The sequence below is a fragment of the Mycoplasmatota bacterium genome (assembly GCA_018394295.1).
GTDB lineage: Bacteria > Bacillota_I > Bacilli_A > Haloplasmatales > Haloplasmataceae > JAENYC01.
In genome coordinates, this window is the sequence record CP074573.1 from 1,626,721 (window position 1) to 1,649,795 (window position 23,075).

Below are 23,075 nucleotides of genomic sequence, written 5' to 3' on the forward strand. Positions count from 1 at the left end.
ATGGAAATTGGTATATTTAAATACAAATGATGCCTTAAAAATTAAAAAAATGATTGAATCTTTTGGGCTAGACCCAACTATCAATCAGGAAAACTTATTTACTATCATGGTAATTAATACTCTATTTAATTATTTGAATATTTTATAGCAACTAAAAAATTCAAAATGAAAACATGCCATTTCAATTAACATTAAAATGGCATGTTTTTGTTACATTAACAAATAAATTTTATTAGCAGAAGATAGAATGTTGAAATCTATTTTACACGTGTATTGTTCTATATAGTTTCTATTTCCTTTATTCTATTACGGTTACAACCCTTGTTATTGTTGATTCATTTCCACTTGAATCAATTGCTGAATAAATAATTGTATACGTTCCTACTACTGCAGTATCAACTGTACCTATAGTTGTGTAAGTAATTATTTCTAATGAATTGTCAGTTACAGTAATCCCTGCATCTGTCCAAGTACTATTTACTTTAATTGTATCTACTCCAAGATTAAGTTCTAAAACAGGGGCTGTTTGATCTGTTACCATTACATATCTAATATCAGTATATGCTAATTCATTATAAGTTATTGAATATTCAATTTCATATAACCCTAATACACTAGTATTTACAAATCCACTGACTTTTGCGTTATACAAATCATCATCAATATATAGATTCGCACCAGCATCGATCCATTCTGTATTAATTTCAACTGTATCTACGCCTTTTAGTACAACAAAATTTATTTCTTCTGGTTCGTCATTTTTACACCCAGTTAGAGTGATAGTAAATATTGTTAATAATACTAAAATATATTTTCTCATAATATATCACTCTCCTCTTCTTTTCTATAGTACAGTGTTAGCTTCGTGCCCACTTCATATACAAATATATATCTCATATATGTATAATTTACACCATCAACCTCAATACCATATGTAATTGTATAAATACCAGCTGTATTTATATCTACATTTCTATCTATTACATCACAACTTTGTTTAATTCCATCAACATAAACAATGCAATCTCCATCGTCATATTCATTACCAAGTGGTATAGTTGTTGATGCTGATTCTAGTTCAAAGGAAACTGTTGGTTTTTTTTCTAATACATTAACATATCTTTTTATAATTGATACATTTCCAAATGAATCAGTAACACGATATGTCAATTCATAAACACCTGCGGTTGATGAATTAACTGTACCTTCTATGATTGTAGTAGTGTCACTATAATCATTTATAACAATTCCATAATCAGTGTATTCTTCATTTACATGAATCGTATCTCTACCTGGATTTAATGTAATAATTGGTGCTGTGGTATCATCAACTGTCACATTAAATGTTTGGGTTGTTTCATTAAATGATTCATCTACTACTTTTACTGTTACTGTATATGTTCCTGGTGTATCGTAATCGACATTGTCAGTAACCTCAACCTTAGTTAAAGTTCCATCTACATTGTCAGATTCATTTTCTATTAATGTAGTCCAATCGATATCTGAAACACCTACTTCTATTGTTTGGTCAACTATTATATCAAACGTAGGGGCTGTAGTATCTTCGACTGTCACATTAAATGTTTGAGCTGTTTCATTGTTTGATTCATCTACTACTTTAACTGTTACTGTATAAGTTCCTGGTGTATTATAATCGACATTGTCAGTTACTTCAATAAGTGTTAAAGTTCCATCTGAGTTATCTGATTCATTAGTTATCAATGTAGTCCAATCTATATCTGAAACGCCTGCTTCTATTATTTGATCCGTTATCGAATCGAATGTTGGAGCTGTGATATCTTCAACTGTCACATTAAATGTTTGGGATGTTTCATTGTTTGATTCATCTATTACTTTTACTGTTACTGTATAGATGCCTGGTGTATCATAATCAACATTATCAGTTACTTCAACTTTTGTTAAAGTTCCATCTGAGTTGTCAGATGCATTTGTAATGAATATAGTCCAATCTATATTTAAAACGCCTGCTTCTATTATTTGATCTTCTATTGTGTCAAATGTTGGGGCTGTTGTATCTTCAACCGTCACATTAAATGATTGAGTTGTTTCATTTAATGATTCATCTACTACTTTTACTGTTGCTGTATATGTTCCTGGTGTATCATAATCAACATTATCAGTTACCTCAACATTAATTAAGATTCCGTCTGAGTTATCTAAAGTATTTTGGATTAATGTCGTCCAATCGATATCTGAAACACCTGTTTCTACTATTTGATCAGCTATCGGGTCAAATGTTGGAGCTGTTGTATCTTCAACCGTCACTTTAAATGATTGAGTTGTTTCATTTAATGATTCATCTACTACTTTTACTGTAACAGTATAAGTTCCTGGTGTATCATAATCGACATTGTCAGTAACTTCAACTTTTGTTAAAGTTCCATCTGAATTATCAGATGCATTTTCTATCAATGTAGTCCAATCGATATCTGAAACACCTGCTTCAATTATTTGGTCAGCTATTAAATCGAATGTTGGAGCTGTTGTATCTTCAACAGTCACATTAAATGATTGAGATGTTTCATTTAATGATTCATCTACTAATTTAACTGTTACTGTATAGATGCCTGGTGTATCGTAATCGACATTGTCAGTTACTTCAACATTAGTTAAGATTCCGTCTGAGTTATCTAAAGTATTTTGGATTAATGTCGTCCAATCGATATCTGAAACGCCTGCTTCTATTGTTTGGTCTAATATTTCATCAAATGTTGGGGCTGTTGTATCTTCGACTGTCACATTAAATGTTTGTGTTGTTTCATTTAATGATTCATCTACTACTTTTATCGTTACTGTATACATGCCTGGCTTATCGTAATCGACATTGTCAGTTACTTCAACCTTAGTTAAAGTTCCGTCTGAGTTATCAGATTCATTTGTTATGAGTGTAGTCCAGTCTATATCTGAAATACCTGCTTCTATTATTTGATCAGCTATCGGGTCCAATGTTGGAGCTGTTGTATCTTCCACTGTCACATTAAAGGTTTGAGCTGTTTCATTAAATGATTCATCTACTACTTTTACTGTTACTGTATAGGTTCCTGGTGTATCGTAATCAACATTATCAGTTACCTCAACCTTAGTTAAAGTTCCGTCTGAGTTATCTAAAGTATTTTGGATTAATGTCGTCCAATCGATATCTGAAATGCCTGCTTCTATGGTTTGATCTAATATTGTATCAAATGTTGGCTCTGTCGTATCTTCAACCGTCACATTAAATGTTTGTGTTGTTTCATTGTTGGATTCATCTACTACTTTTACTGTCACTGTATATGTTCCTGGTGTATCATAATCAACATTATCAGTTACCTCAACCTTAGTTAAAGTTCCGTCTGAGTTATCTAAAGTATTTTGGATTAATGTCGTCCAATCGATATCTGAAACACCTGCTTCTATTGTTTGATCTTCAATTAAATCAAATATTGGAGATATTGTATCTTCAACTGTCACATTAAATGTTTGGGATGTTTCATTATTTGATTTATCTACTACTTTTACAGTCACTGTATAGGTTCCTGGTGTATCATAATCGACATTATCAAATACTTCAACCTTAGTTAAAGTTCTGTCTGAGTTATCTAAAGGATTTTGGATTAATGTCGTCCAATCTATATCAGAAACACCTGCCTCTATTGTTTGATTTTCAATTAAATCAAACGTAGGGTTTGTTGTATCTACAACTGTTACATTAAATGTTTGTGTTGTTTCATTGTTTGATTCATCTAATACTATTACAGTCACTGTATAGGTTCCTAGGGTATCGTAATCAACATTATCAATTACTTCAACCTTAGATAAAATTCCATCTGAATTGTCAGATTCATTTGTTATAAATGTAGTCCAATCTATATCTGAAACGCCTGCTTCTATTGTTTGATCTTCAATTAAATCAAACGTAGGGTTTGTTGTATCTACAACTGTCACATTAAATGTTTGGGATGTTTCATTATATGATTCATCTACTACTTTTACAGTCACTGTATAGATTCCTGGTGTATCATAATCGACATTGTCAATTACCTCAACCTTAGTTAAAATTCCGTCTGAGTTATCTAAAGTATTTTGGATTAATGTCGTCCAGTCAATATCTGAAACACCTGCTTCTATTGTTTGATTTTCAATTAAATCAAACGTAGGGTTTGTTGTATCTACAACTGTCACATTAAATGTTTGGGATGTTTCATTATTTGATTCATCTACTACTTTTACTGTTACTGTATAGATTCCTGGGGTATCGTAATCGACATTGTCAGTTACTTCAACCTTAGTTAAAGTTCCGTCTGAGTTATCTAAAGCATTTTGGATTAATGTCGTCCAATCTATATCTGAAACACCTGCTTCTATTGTTTGATTTTCAATTAAATCAAACGTAGGGTTTGTTGTATCTACAACTGTCACATTAAATGTTTGGGATGTTTCATTATTTGATTCATCTACTACTTTTACTGTTACTGTATAGATTCCTGGGGTATCATAATCAACATTATCAGTTACCTCAACCTTAGTTAAAGTTCCATCTGAGTTATCTAAAGTATTTTGGATTAATGTCGTCCAGTCTATATCTGAAACACCTGCTTCTATGGTTTGATTTTCAATTAAATCAAACATAGGGTTTGTTGTATCTACAACTGTCACATTAAATGTTTGGGATGTTTCATTGTTGGATTCATCTACTACTTTTACTGTTACTGTATAGATTCCTGGGGTATCATAATCAACATTATCAGTTACCTCAACCTTAGTTAAAGTTCCATCTGAGTTATCTAAAGTATTTTGGATTAATGTCGTCCAGTCTATATCTGAAACACCTGCTTCTATGGTTTGATTTTCAATTAAATCAAACATAGGGTTTGTTGTATCTACAACTGTCACATTAAATGTTTGGGATGTTTCATTATTTGATTCATCTACTACTTTTACAGTCACTGTATAGATTCCTGGGGTATCGTAATCGACATTGTCAATTACCTCAACCTTAGTTAAAATTCCGTCTGAGTTATCTAAAGTATTTTGGATTAATGTCGTCCAGTCAATATCTGAAACACCTGCTTCTATTGTTTGATCTAATATTGTATCAAATGTTGGCTCTGTCGTATCTTCAACCGTCACATTAAATGTTTGAGTTGTTTCATTGTTTGATTCATCCAATACTATTACAGTCACTGTATAGGTTCCTGGTGTATCGTAATCGACATTATCAATTACTTCAACCTTAGTTAAAGTACCATCTGAGTTATCTAAAGTATTTTGGATTAATGTCGTCCAATCGATATCTGAAACACCTGCTTCTATGATTTGATCTTCAATTAAATCAAAGGTAGGGTTTGTTGTATCTTCAACTGTCACATTAAATGTTTGGGTTGTTTCATTGTTTGATTCATCCAATACTATTACAGTCACTGTATAGGTTCCTGGTGTATCGTAATCAACATTATCAGTTACCTCAACCTTAGTTAAAGTTCCATCTGAATTGTCAGATTCATTTGTTATAAATGTAGTCCAATCTATATCTGAAACGCCTGCTTCTATGATTTGATCTAATATTGTATCAAATGTTGGTGCTGTCGTATCTTCAACCGTCACATTAAATGTTTGAGTTGTTTCATTGTTTGATTCATCCAATACTATTACAGTCACTGTATAGGTTCCTGGTGTATCGTAATCGACATTGTCAGTTACTTCAACCTTAGTTAAAGTTCCGTCTGAATTGTCAGATTCATTTGTTATAAAAGAAGTCCAATCTATATCTGAAACGCCTGCTTCTATGATTTGATCTAATATTGTATCAAATGTTGGTGCTGTCGTATCTTCAACCGTCACATTAAATGTTTGAGTTGTTTCATTGTTTGATTCATCCAATACTATTACAGTCACTGTATAGGTTCCTGGTGTATCGTAATCAACATTATCAGTTACCTCAACCTTAGTTAAAGTTCCGTCTGAGTTATCTAAAGTATTTTGGATTAATGTCGTCCAATCGATATCTGAAATGCCTGCTTCTATGATTTGATCTAATATTGTATCAAATGTTGGTGCTGTCGTATCTTCAACTGTCACAATAAATGTTTGAGTTGTTTCATTGTTTGATTCATCCAATACTATTACAGTCACTGTATAGGTTCCTGGTGTATCATAATCGACATTATCAAATACTTCAACCTTAGTTAAAGTTCCGTCTGAGTTATCTAAAGTATTTTGGATTAATGTCGTCCAATCGATATCTGAAACACCTGCTTCTATTGTTTGGTCTAATATTTCATCAAATGTTGGGTTTGTTGTATCTTCAACCGTCACATTAAATGTTTGGGTTGTTTCATTGTTTGATTCATCCAATACTATTACAGTCACTGTATAGGTTCCTGGTGTATCGTAATCAACATTATCAGTTACCTCAACCTTAGTTAAAGTTCCATCTGAATTGTCAGATTCATTTGTTATAAATGTAGTCCAGTCTATATCTGAAACACCTGCTTCTATGGTTTGATCTTCAATTAAATCAAACATAGGGTTTGTTGTATCTTCCACTGTCACATTAAATGTTTGTGATGTTTCATTGTTTGATTCATCTACTACTATTACTGTTACGGAATATATTCCGAGCGAATCATATTCGACATTGTCAGTTACTTCAATAAGTGTTAATATGCCATCTGAATTGTCAGATGCATTCTCTATTAATGTAAGCCAGTTAATATCTGAAACACCTGCTTCTATTATTTGGTCTGCTATTGTATCAAATGTTGGGTCTGTTGTATCTTCCACTGTCACAATAAATGTTTGAATTGTGTCATTTAATGATTCATCTACTACTTTTACTGTTACTGTATAGGTTCCTGGTGTATCATAATCTACATTGTCAGTTACTTCAACCTTAGTTAAAGTTCCATCTGAGTTATCAGATTCATTTGTTATAAATGTAGTCCAGTCTATATCTGAAACACCAGCTTCTATTATTTGATCTTCTATTATATCAAACGTAGGGTCTGTTGTGTCTTCCACTGTCACATTAAATATTTGAGATGTTTCATTGTTTGATTCATCTACTACTTTTACTGTTACTGTATATGTTCCTGGTGTATCATAATCGACATTGTCAGTTACTTCAAAGATAAATAATTGTCCATCACTGTTATCTGATATATTAATTATTAAAAATCTCCAATCAATGTCATCATATTCATCTTCTATTATTGTTTGAACCGCTATCGGATCAAATGTTGGAGCTGTTGTATCTACAACTATCACATTAAATGTTTGGGATGTCTCATTGTTTGATTCATCCAATACTTTTACAGTCACTGTATAGGTTCCTGGGGTATCGTAATCAACATTATCAGTTACTTCAACTTTTGTTAATGTACTATCTGAATTGTCGGATTCATTCGTAATAAATGTAGTCCAATCGATATCTAATACACCTGCTTCTATTGTTTGGTCTGCTATTGTATCAAATATTGGATCTGTTATATCTTCAACTGTAACATTGAATGTTTGGGTAAAGTAATTATAACTCTCATCAAATAAAGCTATAGATACATCATAAATTCCAGGATTATTATAATCAACATTATCTGCTACTTCAAAGATGAATAATTGTCCATTACTATTATCTGATGCATTTTCAACTAAAAATCTCCAATCAATGTCATCATATTCATCTTCTATAATTATTTGATCCGCTATCAAATCAAATGTTGGAGGTGTTGTATCTTCGACTGTCACATTAAATGTTTGAGTTGTTTCATTATTTGATTCATCTACTACTTTTACTGTTACTGTATAAGTTCCTGGTGTATCATAATTGACATTGTCAGTTATTTCATAAATGAACAATTGTCCATCACTATTTTCTAATATATTTTCTATTAACAATCTCCAATCAATATCATCATATTCATCTTCTATAATTGTTTGATCAGCTATCAGGTCAAATGTTGGAGCTGTTGTATCTTCAACTGTCACATTAAATGTTTGAATTGTTTCATTATTTGATTCATCTACTACTTTTACAGTAACTGTATAGGTTCCGAGCGAATCATAATCAACATTGTCAGTTACTTCAACTTTTGTTAGAGTTCCATTTGAATTATCTGATTCATTAGTTATTAATGTAGTCCAATCTATATCTGAAACGCCTGCTTCTATTATTTGATCAGCTATTGGATTAAATGTTGGAGCTGTTGTATCTTCAACTGTCACATTAAATATTTGAGAAATTTCATTAAATGATTCATCTACTACTTTTACAATAACTGTATAAGTTCCTGGGGTATTATAATCGACATTGTCAGTTACTTCAATAAGTGTTAATATACCATCTGAATTATCAGATGCATTTTCTATTAATGTAGTCCAATCGATATCAGTATTTATATCCTCTATAATTGTCTGATCCTCTATTGAGTCAAATATTGGAGCTGTTGTATCTTGGACTGTCACATTAAATGTTTGAGAAATTTCATTAAATGATTCATCTACTACTTTTACTGTTACTGTATAGATGCCTGGTGTATCGTAATCTACATTGTCAGTTACTTCAATAAGGGTTAATATACCATCTGAATTGTCATATGCATTTTCTATTGATGTAGTCCAATTGATATCTGAAATGCCTGCTTCTATTGTTTGATCATCTATTATATCAAATATTGGTGATATTGTATCTTTAACTGTCACATTAAATGTTTGGGATGTCTCATTGTTTGATTCATCCAATACTTTTACAGTCACTGTATAGGTTCCTGGTGTGTCATAATCAACATTATCAATTACTTCAACCTTAGTTAAAATTCCATCTGAATTGTCAGATTCATTAGTTATCAATGTAGTCCAATCGATATCTGAAATACCTGCTTCTATTATTTGATCATCTATTATATCAAATATTGGTGATATTGTATCTTCAACGGTCACATTAAATGTTTGTGTTGTTTCATTGTTTGATTCATCTACTACTTTTACTGTGACGGTATAGATTCCTGGTGTATCATAATCTACATTATCAGTTACTTCAACTTTTGTTAAAGTACCATCTGAATTATCGTATTCATTCGTTATGAATGTAGACCAATCTATATCTAAAACTCCTGCTTCTACTATTTGGTCCGCTATTGGATTAAATGTTGGAGCTGTTGTATCTTCAACTATCACATTAAATGTTTGAGATGTTTCATTATTTGATTCGTCTACTACTTTTACAGTCACAGTATAGGTTCCTGGGGTATCATAATCAACATTATCAGTTACTTCAATAAGTGTTAATATGCTATCTGAATTGTCAGATGCATTCGTAATGAATGTAGTCCAATCTATATCTGAAACGCCTGCTTCTATTGTTTGGTCCACTATTGTGTCGAATGTAGGGGCTGTTGTATCTTCAACTGTCACATTAAATGTTTGAGATGTTTCATTGTTTGATTCATCCACTACTTTTACTGTGCCGGTATAGATTCCTGGGGTATCATAATCGACATTGTCAGTTACTTCAACTTTTGTTACAGTTCCATTTGAATTATCAGATGCATTTTCTATTAATGTAGTCCAATCGATATCTGAAAGGCCTGCTTCTATTGTCTGATCCGCTATCGGATCAAATGTTGGAACTGTTATATCTTCAACTGTCACATTAAATGTTTGTAATGTTTCATTTAATGATTCATCTACTACTTTTACTGTGACGGTATAGATTCCTGGAGTATCATAATCGACATTGTCAGTTACTTCAACTTTTGTTAAAGTTCCATCTGTGTTATCTGATTCATTAGTTATCAATGTAGTCCAATCGATATCAGTATTCATATCCTCTATAATTATCTGATCTTGTATAATATCAAATGTTGGAGCTGTTATATCTTCTACGGTTACATTAAATGTTTGTGAAAAGTAATTATAACTCTCATCAAATAAAGTTATAGATACATCATAAATTCCAGGATTATTATAATTAACATTATCTACTGCTTCAATGATGAATAATTGTCCATCACTATTATCAGATGTATTTTCAACTAAAAATCTCCAATCAATGTCATCATATACATCTTCTATAATTGTTTGATCCGCTATCAAATCAAATATTGGAGAGGTTGTATCTTCAACTGCCACATTAAATGTTTGTGTTGTTTCATTGTTGGATTCATCTACTACTTTTACTATAACGGTATATATGCCTAGTGTATCGTAATCGATATTGTCAATTACCTCAGCCTTAGTTAAAATTCCATCTGAATTATCAGATTCATTACTTATTAATGTAGTCCAATCAATATCTGAAACACCTGCTTCTATTGTTTGATCAGCTATTGGATCAAATATTGGAGCTGTTGTATCTTCAACTGTCACATTAAATGTTTGTGTTGTTTCATTGTTTGATTCATCTACTACTTTAACTGTGACGGTATATATACCTAGTGTATCATAATCGACATTGTCAGTAACCTCAATGAGTGTTAATATGCCATCTGAATTGTCAGATGCATTTTCTATTAATGTAGTCCAGTCAATATCTGAAATGCCTGCTTCTATTGTTTGATCAGCTATCAGGTCAAATGTTGGAGAGGTTGTATCTTCCACTGTCACATTAAAGGTTTGAGCTGTTTCATTGTTGGATTCATCTACTACTTTAACTGTGACGGTATAGGTTCCTGGTGTATCGTAATCAACATTATCAGTTACCTCAACTTTTGTTAATATACCATCTGAATTATCTGATTCATTCGTAATGAATGTAGTCCAATCTATATCTAAAACGCCTGCTTCTATTATTTGATTCGCTATCAGATCAAATGTTGGAGAGGTTGTATCTTCAACTGTCACATTAAATGTTTGGGATGTTTCATTGTTTGATTCATCTACTACTTTTACTGTAACAGTATAGGTTCCTGGTGTATTATAATCGACATTGTCAGTTACTTCAATAAATGTTAATATACCATCTGAATTGTCAGATGCACTTTCTATTAATGTAGTCCAATCGATATCAGCATTTACATCCTCTATAATTGTCTGGTCCTCTATTAAATCAAATGTTGGAGAGGTTGTATCATTAACTGTCACATTAAATGTTTGGGATGTTTCATTGTTTGATTCATCTACTACTTTAACTGTGACGGAATAAGTTCCTGGTGTATCATAGTCAACATTGTCAATTACCTCAACCTTAGTTAAAATTCCATCTGAATTATCAGATTCATTTGTTATAAAAGTAGTCCAATCGATATCTAAAACGCCTGCTTCTATTGTTTGATTTTCAATTAAATCAAACATAGGGTTTATTGTATCTACAACTGTCACATTAAATGTTTGGGATGTTTCATTATTTGATTCATCTACTACTTTTACTGTCACTGTGTAGGTTCCTGGTGTATCGTAATCGACATTGTCAGTTACTTCAATAAGTGTTAATATACCATCTGAATTATCAGATTCATTTGTTATAAAAGTAGTCCAATCGATATCTGATACGCCTGCTTCTATTGTTTGATTCACTATCGTATCAAATGTAGGAGCTGTTGTATCTTCAACTGTTACATTAAATGTTTGTGATGTTTCATTTAATGATTTATCTACTAATTTAACTGTCACAGTATATATGCCTAGTGTATCATAAACAACATTGTCAGTTACCTCAACCTTAGTTAAAGTTCCATCTGAATTGTCAGATGCATTTTCTATTAATGTAGTCCAATCGATATCTGAAACACCTGCTTCTATTGTTTGGTCAACTATCAAATCAAATGTAGGAGCTGTTGTATCTTCCACTGTTACATTAAATGTTTGAGTTGTTTCATTATTTGATTCATCTACTACCTTTACTGTTACTGTATAGGTTCCGAGTCTATCATAATCAACATTGTCAATAACTTCAATAAATGTTAATATGCCATCTGAATTGTCAGATGCATTTTCTATTAATGTAGTCCAATCGATATCTGAAACACCTGATTCTATTATTTGATCATCTATTACATCAAAAGTTGGGGCTGTTATATCTTCAACTGTCACATAAAATGTTTGTGATGTTTCATTGTTGGACTCATCTACTACTTTTACAGTCACTGTATAGGTTCCTGGTGTATCATAAACAACATTGTCAGTTACTTCAACTTTTGTTATTATGCCATCTGTGTTATCAGATTCATTAGTTATCAATGTAGTCCAATCGATATCAGTATTCATATCCTCTATAATTGTCTGGTCCTCTATTGAATCAAATGTTGGAGCTGTTGTATCTATAACTGTCACATTAAATGTTTGAGTTGTTTCATTGTTGGACTCATCTACTACTTTAACTGTGACAGTATATATGCCTAGTGTATCATAATCAACATTGTCAGTTACTTCAATGAGTGTTAATGTGCCATCTGAGTTATCTGATTCTGTTATTAGTGTAGTCCAATCGATATCTGAAACACCTGCTTCTATTGTTTGATCTTCAATTAAATCAAAAGTTGGAGCTGTTGTATCTTCAACTGTCACATTAAATGTTTGTGATGTTTCATTATTTGATTTATCTACTAATTTTACTGTTACTGTATAGATGCCAGGTGTATCGTAATCAACATTGTCAGTTACTTCTACCTTAGTTAAAGTTCCATCTGTGTTATCAGATGTATTACTTATTAATGTAGTCCAATCGATATCTGAAACGCCTGCTTCTATTGTTTGATCCGCTATCAAATCAAAAGTTGGAGCTGTTGTATCTTCAACTGTCACATTAAATGTTTGTGATGTTTCATTGTTTGATTCATCTACTAATTTTACTTGGACAGTATATATGCCTAGTGTATCATAATCAACATTGTCAATTACCTCAACCTTAGTTAAAATTCCATCTGAGTTATCAGATTCATTAGTTATCAATGTAGTCCAATCGATATCTGAAATACCTGCTTCTATTATTTGATCAACTATTGGATCAAATATTGGAGATGTTGTATCTTCAACTGTCACATTAAATGTTTGAGATGTCTCATTGTTTGATTCATCTACTAATTTAACTATGACGGTATAGGTTCCTAGTGTATCATAATCGACATTGTCAATTACCTCAACCTTAGTTAAAATTCCATCTGAATTATCAGATTCATTAGTTATATAAGTAGCCCAATCGATACCTGAAACGCCTGCTTCTATTGTATGATCTTCAATTGTGTCAAATGTTGGGGCTGTTGTATCTTCAACTGTCACATTAAATGTTTGTGTTGTTTCATTGTTTGATTCATCTACTACTTTAACTGTTACTGTATAGGTTCCTGGTGTATCATAATCTAAATTGTCAATTTCCTCAACCTTAGTTAAAAATCCATCTGAATTATCAGATTCATTAGTTATATAAGTAGCCCAATCGATATCTAAAACGTCTGCTTCTATTATTTGATCCGCTATCGGATTAAATGTTGGAGCTGTTGTATCTTCAACTGTCACATTAAATGTTTTTGATGTTTCATTGTTTGATTCGTCTACTACTTTAACTGTTACTGTATAGGTTCCTAGTGTATCGTAATCAACATTGTCAATTACCTCAACCTTAGTTAAAATTCCATCTGAATTATCAGATTCATTTGTTATTAATGTAGTCCAATCGATATCTGAAACGCCTGCTTCTATGGTTTGATCTGCTATTATGTCAAATGTTGGGGCTGTTGTATCTTCAACTGTCACACTAAATGTTTGGGATGTTTCATTTAAAGATTCATCTATTACTTTAACTGTGACGGTATAGATTCCAAGTGTATCGTAATCAACATTGTCAGTTACTTCAACCTTAGTTAAAGTTCCATCTGAATTATCAGATGCATTTGTTATGAATGTAATCCAGTCTATATCTGAAACTCCTGCTTCTATGGTTTGATCTTCAATTAAATCAAATGTTGGAGCTATTGTATCTTCAACTGTCACATTAAATGTTTGGGATGTTTCATTAAATGATTCATCTACTACTTTAACTATAACTGTGTAGGTTCCTGGTGTATCGTAATCAACATTGTCAATTACCTCAACCTTAGTTAAAATTCCATCTGAGTTATCAGACTCATTTGTTATATAAGTAGCCCAATCGATATCTGAAACACCTGCTTCTATGGTTTGATCTGCTATTATGTCAAATGTTGGGGCTGTTGTATCTTCAACTGTCACACTAAATGTTTGGGATGTTTCATTTAAAGATTCATCTATTACTTTAACTGTGACGGTATAGATTCCGAGTGTATCGTAATCAACATTGCCAGTTACTTCAACCTTAGTTAAAGTTCCATCTGAATTATCAGATGCATTTGTTATATAATTAGCCCAATCGATGTCTGAAATGCTTGCTTCAATTGTCTGATCAGCTATTGGATCAAATGTTGGGGCTGTTGTATCTTCAACAGTCACATTAAATGTTTGGGATGTTTCATTAAATGATTCATCTACTACTTTTACTGTGACGGTATAGGTTCCGAGTGTATCGTAATCAACATTGTCAGTTACTTCAACCTTAGTTAAAATTCCATCTGAATTATCAGATTCATTAGTTATATAAGTAGCCCAATCGATATCTGAAACACCTGCTTCTATTGTTTGATCATCAATTATATCAAATGTTGGGGCTGTTGAATCATTAACTGTCACATTAAATGTTTGTGCTGTTTCGTTATTTGATTCATCTACTACTTTTACTGTTACAGTATAGGTTCCTGGTGTATCATAATCAACATTGTCAGTTACTTCTACCTTAGTTAAAGTTCCATCTGAGTTATCAGATGCATTTTTTATTAATACAGTCCAATTGATATCTGAAAAACCTGCTTCTATATTTTTATTCCCGATTGTGTCAAAAGTTGGAGCAGTTGTATCTACTACTGTTACACTAAATGTTTGTGATGTCTCATTGTTTGATTCATCTACTACTTTTACAGTAACTGTATAGGTTTCTGGTGTATCATAATCGACATTGTCAGTTACTTCAACTATTGTTAAAGTTCCATCTGAATTATCTGATTCATTTGTTATATAAGTAGCCCAATCGATTTCTGAAACACCTGCTTCTATTATTTGGTCAGCTATTGTATCAAATGTTGGGGCTGTTGTATCTTCAACTGTCACATTAAATGTTTTAGTTGTTTCATTAAATGATTCATCTACTACTTTTACTGTGACAGTATAGGTTCCGAGTGTATCATAATCAACATTGTCAATTACCTCAACCTTAGTTAACATTCCATCTGAGTTATCAGATTCATTTACTATATAAGTAGCCCAATTTATATCTGAAATACCTGCTTCTATTATTTGGTCAGCTATTAAATCAAATGTTGGGACTGTTATATCCTCAACTGTAACATTAAATGTTTGTGATGTTTCATTGTTTGATTCATCCACTACTTTTACTTTAACAGTATAAGTTCCTGGGGTATTATAATCTACATTGTCAGTTACTTCAACTTTTGTTAAAGTTCCATCTGAATTGTCAGATGCATTAGTTATCAATGTAGTCCAATCTATATCAGTATACATATCCTCTATAATTATCTGATCTTGTATAGTATCAAATGTAGGGGCCGTTATATCTTCTACTGTTACATAAAATGTTTGTGAAAAGCAATTATAACTCTCATCAAATAAAGCTATAGATACATCATAAATTCCAGGATTATTATAATTTACATTATCTACAACTTCTATAATCAATAATTGTCCATCACTATTATCTGAAGCATTTTCAACTAAAAATCTCCAATCAATGTCATCATATTTATCTTCTATAATTGTTTGATCTGCTATCAAATCAAATGTTGGAGCTGTTATATCTTCAACTGTCACATTAAATGTTTGTGATGTTTCATTATTTGATTCATCTACTACTTTTACAGTAACTGTATAGGTTCCTGGGGTATCATAATCGACATTGTCAGTTACTTCAAAAATGAACAATTGTCCATCACTATTTTCTAATATATTTTCAATTAAAAATTCCCAATCAATGTCAATATTTTCATCTTCTATAATTGTTTGATCTGCTATCGGATCGAATGTTGGGGCTGTTGTATCTTCAACTGTCACATTAAACGTTTGTGTTGTTTCATTTAATGATTCATCTACTACTTTCACAGTAATGGTATAGGTTCCTGGGGTATCGTAATCGACATTGTCAGTTACTTCAACCTTAGTTAAAGTTCCATCTGAATTGTCAAATTCATTTGTTATATAAGTAGCCCAATCAATATCTGAAACACCTGCTTCTATTATTTGATCCGCTATCGAATCGAATGTTGGAGCTGTGGTATCTTCAACAGTCACATTAAATGTTTGTGATGTTTCATTGCTTGATTCATCTGCTACTTTAACTGTCACTATATAGGTTCCTGAGGTATCATAATCGACATTGTCAGTTACTTCAATAAGGGTTAATATGTCATCTGAATTGTCAGATGCATTTTCTATTAATGTAGTCCAATCTATATCTATAATGCCTGCTTCTATTATTTGATCTACTATCGGATCAAATGTTGGGGCTGTTGTATCTTCAACTGTCACATTAAATGTTTGTGTTGTTTCATTATTTGATTCATCTACTACTTTTACTGTTACTGTATAGATACCTGGTGTATCATAATCGACATTGTCAGTTACTTCAACCTTAGTTAAAGTTCCATCTGAATTGTCAGATGCATTTTCTATTAATGTAGTCCAATCGATATCAGTATTCATATCCTCTATAATTATCTGATCTAGTATAGTATCAAATGTTGGGGCTATTGTATCTTTAACTATTACATTAAATGTTTGGGATGTTTCATTGTTTGATTCATCTACTACTTTTACTGTTACTGTATAAGTTCCTGGTGTATCGTAATCAACAATATCAATTACTTCAACCTTAGTTAAAGTTCCATTTGAATTGTCAGATTCATTTTCTATTAATGTAGTCCAGTCTATATCTGAAGCGCCTGCTTCTATTATTTGATCTTCTATCGGATCAAATGTTGGGGCTGTTATATCTTCAACTGTCACATTAAATGTTTGTGTTGTTTCATTATTTGATTCATCTACTACTTTAACTGTTACTGCATAGATGCCTGGTGTATCATAATCGACATAATCAGTTACTTCAACCTTAGTTAAAGTTCCATCTGAATTGTCAGATGCATTAGTTATCAATGTAGTCCAATCTATATCAGTATACATATCCTCTATAATTATCTGATCTTGTATAGTATCAAATGTTGGAGCTGTTGTATCTTCAACTGTCACATTAAATGTTTGTGTTGTTTCATTGTTTGATTCATCTACTAATTTTACAGTCACTGGATATATTCCTGGTGTATCATAATCGACATTGTCAGTTACTTCAATAAGTGTTAATATACCATCTGAATTGTCAGATGCATTTGTTATATAAATAGTCCAATCGATATCTGAAACACCTGATTCTATTATTTGATCTTCTATTATATCAAACGTAGGGTTTGTTGTATCTTCAACCGTCACATTAAATGTTTGGGATGTTTCATTATTTGATTCATCTGAAACTTTTACTGTCACAGTATAGGTTCCTGGGGTATCATAATCAACATTGTCAGTTACTTCAATTAGTGTTAAAGTTCCATCTGAATTGTCGGATTCATTTGTTATAAATGTAGTCCAGTCTATATCTGAAACACCTGCTTCTATTATTTGATTCGCTATCGAATCAAATGTTGGAGCTGTTATATCTTCAACAGTCACATTAAATGTTTGGGATGTTTCATTGTTTGATTCATCTACTACTTTTACTGTTACTGTATATATGCCTGGTGTAACGTAATCAACATTGTCAATTACCTCAACCTTAGTTAAAGTTCCATCTGAATTGTCAGATTCATTAGTTATCAATGTAGTCCAATCTATATCAGTATACATATCCTCTATAATTATCTGATCTTGTATAGTATCAAATGTTGGGGTTGTTGTATCTTCAACTGTCACATTAAATGTTTGTGTTGTTTCTTTGTTTGATTCATCTACTACTTTTACTGTTACTGTATATATGCCTGGTGTATCATAATCAACATTGTCAATTACCTCAACCTTAGTTAAAGTTCCATCTGAATTGTCAGATGCATTTTCTATTAATGTAGTCCAATCTATATCTGAAACGCCTGCTTCTATTATTTGATCAGCTATCGGATCAAATGTTGGAGCTGTTGTATCTTCAACTGTCACATAAAAGGGTTGAGATGTTTCATTGTTTGATTCATCTACTACTTTAACTGTTACTGTATAGATGCCTGGTGTATCATAATCGACATTGTCAGATACTTCAATAAGTGTTAATATGTCATCTGAATTGTCAGATGCGTTTTCTATTAATGTAGTCCATTCGATATCTGAAACACCTGCTTCTGTTGTTTGATTTTCTATTGTATCAAATGTTGGAGCTGTTGTATCTTCAACTGTCACATTAAATGTTTGAGTTGTTTCATTGTTGGATTCATCTACTACTTTTACTGTTACTGTATAGATGCCTGGTGTATCATAATCGACATTGTCAATTACCTCAACCTTAGTTAAAGAACCATCTGAATTATCGGATTCATTCGTAATGAATGTAGTCCAATCTATATCAGTATTCATATCCTCTATAATTATCTGATCTTGTATAGTATCAAATGTTGGAGATGTCGTATCATCAACTGTCACACTAAATGTTTGAGTTGTTTCATTTAATGATTCATCTACTACTTTTACTGTAACAGTATAAGTTCCTGGTGTATCGTAATTGACATTGTCAGTTACTTCAATAAGTGTTAAAGTTCCATCTGAATTGTCAGATGCATTTTCTATTATTGTAGTCCAATCTATATCTGAACCGCCTGCTTCTATTGTCTGATTCGCTATTGGATCAAATGTAGGAACTGTTGTATCTTCAACTGTCACATTAAAAGTTTGAGATGTTTCATTGTTAGATTCATCTACTACTTTTACTATGACGGTATATATACCTGTTGTATCATAATCAACATTGTCAATTACCTCAACCTTAGTTAAAGTTCCATCTGAATTGTCGGAATCATTCGTAATGAATGTAGTCCAATCTATATCTAAAACACCTGCTTCTATTGTTTGATTAACTATTGTGTCAAATGTTGGTGCTATTGTATCTTCAACTGTCACATTAAATGTTTGAGTTGTTTCATTGTTGGATTCGTCTACTACTTTTACTGTTACTGTATAAGTTCCTGGTGTATCATAATCAACATTGTCAGTAACTTCAAGTTTTGTTAAAGTTCCATTTAATCCTGTTCCATCTAAGTTATCTGATTCATATGTTATGAATGTAGTCCAATCGATATCTGAAACGCCTGCTTCTATTGTTTGATCAGCTATTGGGTCAAATGTTGGTGCTACTACATCTTCAAATACATCTTTCGATGCAATTACAAATCTATCTTCTACAATGAATGTAAATATAAACTTATTCCATCCAGCACTATAAACATAATCACTATAGTCAACAGATGAATAATAATCTTGATTGTTATATGTTACGAATTGATTGGTTAAATTTGTAGATTCTAAATGAACCTCTGAATCAAAATTATAAAAATTCATTTCTTCAAAACTACCACCACTTGTTGCAACATCATCTCCAAAAACGACAATTGTTCTATTTCGAGTGGTTGTATTATTAGAATTATCAGTTGCTGTATAGGTTATATTATACTCACCTGGAGTATCCCAATCAACTGATCCTACAATTGTAACAGTTAAAACATCACCATTATCATCATTAGATGAAGCAGCAATTAAATCATCATTTCCTAATGATTGTTCAATATATAATTCGTATGGATATTCATACTCTATTGATGGCGGAAAAGTATCATCAACTAATGTTGTGGTAGCGGTATTATCGCCAGTAACTAAAAGCTGTTCTCCATTAGTGAATATAAAAGTATTAACAGTAAATGTTACTTCATCTCCTATATTCCACGCATTTGGAATATAAACATCAATTCTTCCATGACTAGTTTCAAATTTAGTAGTATCATATAAAAGATTATTTATTATCAATCCTGACAATTCAGGACCAACATTATATTCAGGAAAAATAGATAATTTTATATTGTTAAAAGTCCCATTTATTTCATTCTCAATATATGTTAATTTTATTTCGTCAACTTGAGCGAGAGTATTGTTAATTTGTGTTGGAGTATATCTAGATATTGTTGTCCCATCTCCTAATTGGCCATAATAATTCCTTCCCCATGTGAAGATTCTTCCTTCAGAGGTAATTGTTGAGGTATGAGTACCACCTAAAATGACTTCGGTGATTGTTTCTTCTAATCCTAAATTAAAATTACTTGTGATTTCTGTTGGAATACTTTTATTAGTTGTTGTTCCATCTCCTAATTGGCCAGTATGATTAGCTCCCCATGTGTAGATTCTTCCTTCTGAGGTGATTACTGAAGAATGATAATGTCCTAAAATGACTTCAGTGATTGTTTCTTCAAATCCTAAAATAAAATTACTTGTAATTTCTATTGGAATATTTTTATCAATACTTGTTCCATCTCCTAATTGGCCATAATAATTCATTCCCCATGTGAAGATTCTACCTTCTGAGGTGATTGCTGAGGAATGAGAATATCCTAAACTGACTTCGGTGATTGTTTCTCCTACTCCTATTGTGATTTCTGTTGGAATACTTTTATTAGTTGTTGTTCCATCTCCTAACTGTCCATAATTATTATTTCCCCATGTGAAGATTCTTCCTTCTGAGGTGATTGCTGATGAATGAGTACAACCTAAAATGACTTCGGTGATTGTTTCTCCTTCTCCTAAATTGAAATGACTTGTGATTTCTGTTGGAGTATATCTAGCAGTTGTTGTTCCATCTCCTAACTGACCATAATAATTATTTCCCCATGTGAAGATTCTTCCTTCTGAGGTGATTGCTGATGAATGATATTTTCCTAAACTGACTTTGGTAATTGTTTCTCCATCTCCTAAATAAAAATGACTTGTGATTTCTGTTGGAGTATATCTAGCAGTTGTTGTTCCATCTCCTAGTTGACTGGTATTATTACATCCCCATGTGAAGATTCTTCCTTCTGATGTGATTACTGAGGTATTAGAATAGCCTAAACTGACTTCGGTGATTGTTTCTCCTTCTCCTAAATTGAAATTACCTGTGATTTCTGTTGGAGTATTTCTAGCAGTTGTTGTTCCATCTCCTAGTTGGCCATAATCATTAAATCCCCATGTAAAGATTCTTCCTTCTGAGGTGATTGCTAAGGAATGATAAGTTCCTAAACTTAATTTTTGAATTGTTTCACTTATCGGTAAGTATATTTTTTCAACAACAACATCATTAAAATTACTTGTGATTTCTGTCGGAGTACTTTTATTAGTTGTTGTTCCATCTCCTAGTTGGCTATCATTATTACGTCCCCATGTGAAAATTTTTCCTTCTGAAGTGATTGCTGAGGAATGATGACATCCTAAACTTAATTCTTGAATTGTTTCTCCAACTCCTAAATTAAATTTACTTGTAATTTCTGTTGGAGTATTTCTAGATGTCGTTGTTCCGTCTCCTAACTGGCCATAACCATTATATCCCCATGTATAGATTCTTCCTTCTGAGGTGATTGCTGAGGAATTATTTCCTAAACTTACTTTCGTGATTGTTTCTCCATCTCCTAGATTGTTGAAATTACTTGTGATTTCTGTTGGATTACTTTTATTAGTTGTTGTTCCATCTCCTAGTTGGCTATCATTATTACGTCCCCATGTGAACATTCTTCCTTCTGATGTGATTGCTGAGGAATGATAATATCCTAAACTGACTTTGGTGATTGTCTCTCCAACTTCTAGATTGAAATTACTTGTAATTTCTGTTGGAGTATATCTATCATCTGTTGTTCCATCTCCTAGTTGACCATATTCATTATTTCCCCATGTGAAGATTTTTCCTTCTGATGTGATTGCTGAAGAATGAAAACATCCTAAACTTACTTCGGTGATTGTTTCTCCTACTCCTATTGTTATTTCTGTTGGAGTATATCTATTAGCTGTTGTTCCATCTCCTAGTTGGCCAAAATTATTCCATCCCCATGTGTAGAGTTTTCCTTCTGAAGTAATTGCTGAGGAATGATTACTTCCTAAACTGACTTCTTTGATTGTTTCTCCTACTCCTATTGTGATTTCTGTCGGAGTATTTCTAGATATAGTTGTTCCATCTCCTAATTGACCATTGGAATTAGCTCCCCATGTGAAGATTCTTCCTTCTGAGGTAATTGCTGAGGAATGATAATCTCCTAAACTGACTTTGGTAATTGTTTCTCCTACTACTAAATTGAAATTACTTGTGATTTCTGTTGGAATACTTTTATCAGTATTTGTTCCATCTCCTAACTGGCCATTGGAATTAGCTCCCCATGTGAAGATTCTTCCTTCTGAAGTGATTGCTGAGGAATGATTAGATCCTACATTTATCTGAACAAAATCTAAATCCTCATAGTATTCAAAGGAATCTTCTCCCTTTTGTACCATTTCTGCAGATACCTCTTTAGTAAGAAATAGATTAGTTACTAAAAATATCCCGAATAGTATTAAAAATGCAATCTTTTTCATCTATATCTCTCTCCTTTCAAATTTATCATTTTTCATATTTTTTCATAAAACTTAAATAGTTCTCTTAAAATAATTTATAATATTATGCGTTTAAATAGAACGTATCTTCATACTCTATTTGAAATAAAAAATCAACGCTTATAGTTCAAAACGCAAAAATACTAAATATCATAATAAGTCTAAGTATTATTAAAAAAATAAAATACAATGTTTTTAAAAACTCACTTCATAAAAATATATTACTGCTGTGTTAAGTCTAGAATCATCAGCAATAAATTAATCAATAAAATAAAAGAAAAAAGAGAAGATTCAATTATCTTCTCTGTTTCTTTTATTTTATAATATTCTTGTTATTGTTGATTGTTTACATTTAAATCAATTGCTGTATAAATTATTGAATGATTACAACTAAAGAAGTATCTACTACTCCTGTAAATATTTCAATCAATCCCCGTCTA

The 23,075-nt window shown here is 31.9% G+C and carries 2 protein-coding genes; both read right to left on the reverse strand.

Features of this window, described 5'->3' with window-relative positions; translation table 11 throughout:
- Positions 1–298 precede the first annotated feature (298 nt).
- On the reverse strand, positions 299–820 hold the full coding sequence (locus KHQ81_07570) for a DUF5011 domain-containing protein (GenBank protein QVK16775.1): 522 nt from the start codon (positions 818–820) through the stop codon (positions 299–301).
- Positions 817–22,617, reverse strand: a complete 21,801-nt coding sequence (locus tag KHQ81_07575; protein QVK16776.1) for a DUF5011 domain-containing protein — start codon at positions 22,615–22,617, stop codon at positions 817–819. The genes KHQ81_07570 and KHQ81_07575 overlap by 4 nt, the downstream gene beginning before the upstream one ends.
- Positions 22,618–23,075: the final 458 nt, after the last annotated feature.

Bases quoted from the DNA above. Each gene is read 5' to 3' on its own strand.
- KHQ81_07570 (QVK16775.1), bottom strand. From the start codon at position 820: ATGAGAAAATATATTTTAGTATTATTAACAATATTTACTATCACTCTA.
- KHQ81_07575 (QVK16776.1), bottom strand. From the start codon at position 22,617: ATGAAAAAGATTGCATTTTTAATACTATTCGGGATATTTTTAGTAACT.